Annotated in this window: 2 protein-coding genes; both read right to left on the bottom strand. The window is 54.7% G+C overall.

What is annotated here, in order from left to right:
• Window positions 1–199: 199 nt before the first annotated feature.
• On the bottom strand, window positions 200–2,644 hold the full coding sequence (lon, locus tag ACOCD2_RS13220) for an endopeptidase La (protein ID WP_293644025.1): 2,445 nt from the start codon (window positions 2,642–2,644) through the stop codon (window positions 200–202).
• 306 nt (window positions 2,645–2,950) lie between these two features.
• A complete protein-coding gene (gene clpX, locus ACOCD2_RS13215) occupies window positions 2,951–4,240 on the bottom strand; it encodes an ATP-dependent Clp protease ATP-binding subunit ClpX (RefSeq protein ID WP_293644023.1) in 1,290 nt (429 codons plus the stop codon).
• Between the last annotated feature and the right edge of the window lie 153 nt (window positions 4,241–4,393).

The raw sequence follows: 4,393 nt of genomic DNA, 5'->3' as shown, positions 1-4,393 counted from the left end.
GAACGAATTGCCAGTGCAACAGCAGATATCCAGGCTCCATAAAAGCGTGCGTTTTATACCAAGCGCAGATGAAAACTGTCAAGGGAAAAGCGCCTTCCACGGTAAAATTCTTGGCCGTGGGACGATAATCGTCACATAAAATCAAAAACCTGCCGAGCGCAGATCACGACCGGCAGGTCTGTACTTTGCAATGCCCCGATCAATGCGTGGTCAAACGCTTTCCTCGCGGTTTCTTCCCCGCACCAGCCTTGGCACTGGCTGCAGTAGCTGCAGCTTTGCTTTTTTCCCGCGGCGCAGGCTGTTCCAGCAGCGCGATCTCCAGCACTTCGTCGATCCACTTGACCGGCCGGATATCAAGACTGCGGGTGATATTGGCAGGCATCTCTTTCAGATCCCTTTCGTTTTCTTCGGGAATGATCACTGTCTTGATGCCACCCCGGGCTGCTGCCAGAAGTTTCTCTTTCAGACCACCGATGGGCAGCACCTCTCCACGCAGGGTGATCTCCCCTGTCATGGCAACATCTGCCTTCACGGGTATTTGGGTCAGGGAAGACACCAGGGCGGTACACATGCCAATACCAGCGCTGGGACCGTCTTTCGGTGTCGCGCCTTCCGGAACGTGTACATGAATGTCATATTCCTGATGGAAGTCCTTGTCCAGCCCCAACACATCTGCGCGGCTGCGCACGACTGTCATCGCGGCCTGTATGGATTCCTTCATTACATCACCCAGCTGGCCGGTATAAGTGAGGCGTCCCTTTCCGGGCATGAGTGCCGCTTCGATGGTGAGCAGTTCGCCGCCGACCTCGGTCCACGCCAGGCCGGTGACCTGCCCCACCTGATCCCGTTCTTCAGCTTTCCCGTAGCGGAAACGCTGCACACCCAAGTAGTGCTCCAGCTTCTTCGGCGTAACGATGACTTTCTTGCCTTTGTTCTCTTTCAGCAAAATCTCCTTCACCACCTTGCGGCAGATCTTGGCGATCTCCCGTTCCAGGCTGCGCACACCGGCTTCGCGGGTGTAGTAGCGCACGATATCTCTCACTGCTGCTTCACGAATCACCAGTTCATTGTCCTTCAGCCCGTTGTGCTCCATTTGCTTGGGAACCAGATAGCGCTCAGCGATATTCACCTTTTCGTCTTCGGTATAGCCGGACAGACGAATCACCTCCATCCTGTCCAACAGCGCGGGCGGCACGTTCAGGGAGTTGGCGGTGGCCACGAACATGATTTCGGATAGATCGAAATCCACCTCCAGATAATGATCCTGGAAAGTATGGTTCTGCTCGGGGTCCAGCACTTCCAGCAATGCCGATGCAGGATCTCCACGGAAATCCTGGGCCATCTTGTCGATCTCATCGAGCAGGAACAGCGGATTGCGTACACCGGCCTTGGTCAGATTCTGTACGATCTTCCCAGGCATGGCACCGATATAGGTACGGCGGTGACCGCGAATTTCAGCTTCATCGCGTACACCGCCCAGCGCCATGCGAATGAACTTCCGGTTGGTGGCTCTTGCGATCGACTGCCCCAGGGAAGTCTTGCCTACTCCGGGAGGTCCTACCAGGCACAGGATGGGCCCCTTCAGCTTGCGCACCCGCTGCTGCACTGCCAGATACTCCAGGATGCGTTCCTTTACCTTTTCCAGGCCATAGTGATCCGCTTCGAGAACGGCTTCGGCCTTTGCAATGTCGTTGCGTACACGGCTGCGTTTCTTCCAGGGCACACTGACCAGTGCATCAATATAGTTGCGCACCACAGTGGCTTCAGCCGACATGGGAGACATGAGCTTGAGCTTGTTCAGTTCGGCTTCTGCCTTGGTCCTGGCCTCCTTGCTCATCCCCGCTTTTTCAATCTTTTCCGCCAGTTCCTCGAACTCATTCGGCACGTCATCAAGTTCACCCAGCTCCTTCTGGATGGCTTTCATCTGTTCATTCAGATAGTACTCGCGCTGGTTCTTTTCCATCTGTTTCTTGACCTGGCCACGAATGCGCTTTTCCATTTGCAGCACATCGTTCTCGCCCTCCATGAGTGCCATCAGGTGCTCCAGGCGCTCACGCACGCTTTGCATCTCCAGCACCTGCTGCTTCTCGTCCAGCTTCAGGGACATGTGCGCAGCCATGGTATCGGCCAGGCGTGTCGGCTCATCGATGCTGGCCAGAGAGGTCAGCACTTCGGGAGGCACTTTCTTGTTGAGTTTGACATATTGGTCGAACAGGCCGGTCGCCGTGCGCATAAGCACTTCCATTTCCTGTTCTGGCAGTTCATCCTCATCGTCCAGGCGACTTACTTCTGCCACGTAATAGCCATCCTTTTCCCGGATTTCCTTGATACGGCTGCGGTTACTGCCTTCCACCAGCACCTTGACCGTACCATCCGGCAGTTTCAGCAACTGCAGGATACTGGCCATGGTGCCAACTTCATACACATCCTTGACGCCGGGATCATCCACATCCGGGCTTTTCTGCGCCACGAGCAGAATCTGCTTGTTGTCCTGCATGGTGGCGTCCAGCGCCTTGATGGATTTCTCCCGCCCCACGAACAGGGGTATGACCATGTGGGGGTACACCACCACATCGCGCAGGGGCAGCACGGGAATCAGCGTGCTGATTTCGGGGGATTGTTTGGATCCTTGTTCTTGACCCATGATTTATTCCTCTTGAGAAACTGCAGCCTTCTTGTTCTAAGGCTGGAAAAATTTGGATAGCTGGCGGGTAGCGCTGATTACCACTCTATATGGGGCTGTAAACAGCCATTTCAAGCCCGGTGTTTATTCCATATCTCTACACCTACTATACACGCAGGTATTTGCATGCTGCTCCTGCGCATGACCTCCATGGAGGGAGGAAATGCTGGAAATGTCAGGAGCATTTCCAGTACCCTGCGCTCGCAGCATAAGCACATCCCTGTGCAAAAAACAAAACCGGTGCTTTGGTGGCACCGGTTTGGGGACTCAGTCCTGGGTGGCTGCCGCCCGCGGTCGTTCACCATCCATATCCCCACTGTAAATGATGTAGGGTGCATTCTCTCCGTCGATGACAGTCTGATCGATGACCACCTTGCTGACGTTTTCCATGGACGGCAGGTCATACATGATATCCAGCAGCACATGTTCGAGGATCGTGCGCAAGCCCCTGGCGCCAGTCTTTCTCTCCATGGCTTTACGGGCAATGGAGCGCAGTGCATCCTCCCGGATTTCCAGTTCCGCACCTTCCATTTCGAACAGCCGCTGATACTGCTTGATGAGCGCATTCTTAGGCAGGGTAAGAATCTGCACCAGCGCATCTTCGTCCAGCTCTTCCAGGGTGGCGACTACGGGCAGACGACCGACAAATTCGGGAATCAGGCCGTAACTCACAAGATCTTCCGGCTCTACGTCCCGCAGCAGTTCACCAACACTGCGCGTTTCGTCCTTGGTGCGGATCTCTGCGGAAAAACCGATGCCGCCTTTTTCCGAACGGTTGCGGATCACTTTGTCCAGACCGGCGAAAGCCCCGCCAACCACGAACAGGATCTTACTGGTATCCACCTGCAGGAATTCCTGCTGTGGATGTTTGCGTCCGCCCTGGGGCGGGATGGAGGCAATGGTGCCTTCGATAAGCTTCAGCAGTGCTTGCTGCACCCCTTCCCCGGACACGTCACGGGTTATGGACGGGTTGTCGGACTTGCGCGAGATCTTGTCGATCTCATCGATGTAGACGATACCTGTCTGGGCCTTCTCCACATCGTAGTCACACTTCTGCAACAGCTTCTGGATGATATTTTCCACGTCCTCGCCAACATAGCCCGCTTCCGTGAGAGTGGTTGCATCCGCGATGGTAAAAGGGACGTTGAGCATGCGTGCCAGGGTTTCTGCCAGCAGGGTTTTGCCGCAGCCCGTGGGACCGATGAGCAGGACATTGGATTTGGCGATTTCCACCTCGTCCTTGCCTGTGGGCGCATCCATACGCTTGTAGTGGTTGTAAACCGAGACGGAAAGCACCCGCTTGGCCTGGTCCTGCCCGATGACGTAATTGTCCAGACCTTCCTTGATTTCATGCGGCGTAGGCAATTTGCTAGCAGGACCTTCCGCGCTTTCTTCCATTTCCTCACGGATAATATCGTTGCACAGCTCCACGCATTCATCGCAGACAAAAACAGAAGGGCCGGCGATCAGCTTTCTCACTTCATGCTGGCTTTTGCCGCAAAATGAGCAATACAGCAGCTTGCCGTCTTCGCCTTTACCGTCGTTATTTTCACTCATACTCAATATCCTGGAAATTCAATCCTGCAGTCCGTATTCAATAATATCCCATCAATAGAGGATAGCAACCCCGAAACAAGCGTGTCTTCGACCTCGTGATAGATTTTGGGACATCCCAGTCCCCAAAATCGACTCGGCCTTTGACAACCTATT

It is taken from the genome of Thiolapillus sp., assembly GCF_048562965.1.
GTDB lineage: Bacteria > Pseudomonadota > Gammaproteobacteria > Chromatiales > Chromatiaceae > Thiolapillus > Thiolapillus brandeum_A.
Note: the sequence above shows the minus strand (reverse complement) of the source record. Positions and strands in the feature narration are given on the sequence as shown.

Excerpts from the sequence above, each read along its gene's own strand:
- clpX (WP_293644023.1), bottom strand. The coding sequence starts at position 4,240 with ATGAGTGAAAATAACGACGGTAAAGGCGAAGACGGCAAGCTGCTGTAT.
- lon (WP_293644025.1), bottom strand. The coding sequence starts at position 2,644 with ATGGGTCAAGAACAAGGATCCAAACAATCCCCCGAAATCAGCACGCTG.